This window comes from Haloferax profundi (assembly GCF_001469865.1).
Lineage (GTDB): Archaea > Halobacteriota > Halobacteria > Halobacteriales > Haloferacaceae > Haloferax > Haloferax profundi.
The window spans coordinates 1-2,766 of record NZ_LOPV01000123.1 but is presented as its reverse complement, the minus strand read 5'-3'; the positions used below and the strand labels follow the sequence as shown (position 1 = coordinate 2,766).

Here is a 2,766-nt window from a genome sequence, read left to right as displayed (position 1 = left end):
GGGGACCTACGGGACACCCAAGGGCCAATACAAACCCTGGCGCGACCCGTACCCAGTCGACGATGACTATCTTTCCGAACTCTTCGACGTCGACTACGTCTCCCCTCAGCACCGAATGCTGTACGCGCTGTTCGAACCCGAGCGACTCCTCGACCAACTCCGACACTTCACTGTCTTCGAGACGAAGCAACGGGGTACAGTCAAACTGGTCGCCCGATACCAACAGTACCGTGCTGTCCAGAAGGCACTCGCACGGATCAACCACCGTGGCTCACGTGAAGCCCGAGGGGGCGTCGTCTGGCACACGCAGGGCTCCGGGAAGTCGCTCACGATGCTGTTCCTCGGACTCAAACTCCGTCGTGAGAAGGCCGACCCGACACTATTGCTCGTGACCGACCGCACGGCACTCGACAAGCAGATTCACGCGACGTTCGAGCGGTGTGACTTCCCGAACCCGAAGCGGGCCGAGGACATCGACGATCTCCGCGACAAATTGTCGAGTCACGCTGGCGAGACGATTACGACGCTCATCCAGAAGTTCCAACTCCACGAGGAGGAAGAAGGCGAGTTCCCGGTCCTCTCCAGAGACGACAACATCTACGTGATGGTCGACGAGGCCCATCGAACCCAGTACAAGAGCCTCGCGAACAACATGCGGACTGCGCTCCCGAACGCCTACTACGTCGGATTCACCGGAACCCCAATCGAGAAGAAAGAGCGCGACACTCGGCGGACCTTCGGGAACTATATCGACACCTACACCATCGACCAGTCGCTCGAAGACGACACCACCGTCGAGATTCTCTACCAGGGTCGGCTCGCAGATATCCACCTCGAAGGAGCCAATCTCGATCGTATCTTCGACCGAGTCTTCGCTGAATATGACGAAGGGGAGAAGGCGGAAATCAAGAAGCGATACGCTCGCGCCCAAGACCTCGCTGAGGCAGAATCAAGGATCAAGCACGTTGCACTCGACATCATCGACCACTTCGAGAACGAGATCGCTCGCCCGTTCAAGGGGATGGTCGTCACGACAAGCAAACGAGCAGCGATTCGCTACAAGAAGAAGCTCGACCAGTTCAACGGCCCAGAGTCGCGCGTCGTCATCTCGCAGGGGCACAACGACCCCGAGGAAGTCAAGGAATGGGCCCCAAGCGACTCCGAGCTCAGCGAGTACAAAGACTCGTTCGTCGACGAAGACGGCGACGTCGAGCTCCTCATCGTCTGTGATATGCTGCTGACTGGATTCGACGCCCCGGTCGCTCAGGCGATGTATCTCGATAAACCCCTGAAAGAACACAGTCTCTTGCAGGCCATCGCTCGCGTGAATCGTCCATACTCGGAGAAGAACCATGGCATCATCATCGACTACTACGGCGTCTCAGACGACCTACGAGAGGCGCTGGCGATGTTCAGCCAGGAAGACGTCGAACGGGCCATGGTCCCCCTGGAAGACAAGCTCCCCGAACTGGAGGCGTCTCACCGGAGGGCGAAGTCGTTCTTCGACGACCTGTCCGAGATGGAAGCGTGTCTACAAACGCTCGAACCCGATGACACCCGTATCGAGTTCCAGAATGCGTTCAGGCGGTTCTCGAAGCTGATGGACATCATCCTCCCCGACCCGTTGGCGAACCCATACAAGGAGGACCTGAACCGACTCAGCGAGATTCACGCCCGTGCAAAGCAGCGCTTCCGCGATGACTCGATGAATCTCGAGGGGTGTGGCGAGAAAGTCAGAGAGATAATTCAAGATCACCTCAGCTCGTCTGGCATCGAAATCCTCAACGAAGAGCCAGTGTCGGTGATGGACGCATCCGAATTCGACACGAAACTTGATCAACTAGAGGACGACGAAGCACGGGCGAGCGAAATGAAGCACGCAGTAAACTACGAGCTCAACGTCCGGTACGACGAAGACCCAGTCCACTTTGGGTCACTCCAAGAGCGCGTAGAGGAACTCATCGAGCAGTACCGCCAGAATCGCTACTCGGACAAAGAGATCATCGAGGAGCTCCGTGGCGTCCTTGACGAGATACGGTCGCGAGACAAGATGGCCCACGCGAAAGGACTCTCGAACGCCACAGAACTCTCGTTCTACCACTCGCTCGAAGACATCATCCGCAATGGTGAGCGGGACATCGACGAAGAACAGCTGATAGAACTCACCGGCAAGCTCATCGACTCGGTCGAAGAGCAGGTGGACGTCGTCGAGTGGAAGAAGAAGAACAACATCCAACAGCAGATTCGGATGCAGGTCAAAATCGTCCTGTACGGATCGGGCCTAGACCTGACCGATGAGGAACGAGACAAACTCACGAACCAGGTGATCGAGCTCGCGCGGACACACTACGAATGACCCACAAGTACTACATTGGACAGACGGTCATCCCGTACGAAATCGACTGGTCTCAGGACCGGTCGACCATCACGCTCTCGATGGAAGAGTCGATGGAGCTCCGAGTCAAGGCTCCGATGCGTGCCACTTACGACGAGGTTGAGTCCGTCTTAGACGACAAACAGTCCTGGATATTGGAGAAGCTATACGGACTGAAGGAGCAGGTTCGGGCACCGGCCCACCGAGAGTTCGTGAGCGGAGAGAAACTCCCGTATCGTGGTCGACAGTATCGACTCAAAGTCGAGGAGGCAGACGTCTCAGACCCAACACTGTCCTTCGACGGCCACACATTCACACTCGAAGTCCATCGATTCGACAAACCCGGTGACGACGTCAGCATCCGCCGGAAACGCCAGGCGGTCGAAGATTGG

Annotated in this window: 2 protein-coding genes; both read left to right on the top strand. The window is 57.2% G+C overall.

The window, feature by feature from the left end; all coding sequences use genetic code 11:
* Positions 1 to 2,356: type I restriction endonuclease subunit R (locus tag AUR66_RS06565; RefSeq protein ID WP_058571681.1), on the top strand; the 2,356-nt coding region annotated here is incomplete at its 5' end.
* On the top strand, positions 2,353 to 2,766 hold a 414-nt coding region (locus tag AUR66_RS20470), incomplete at its 3' end, for a YgjP-like metallopeptidase domain-containing protein (protein WP_157533015.1). The genes AUR66_RS06565 and AUR66_RS20470, both read left to right, overlap by 4 nt.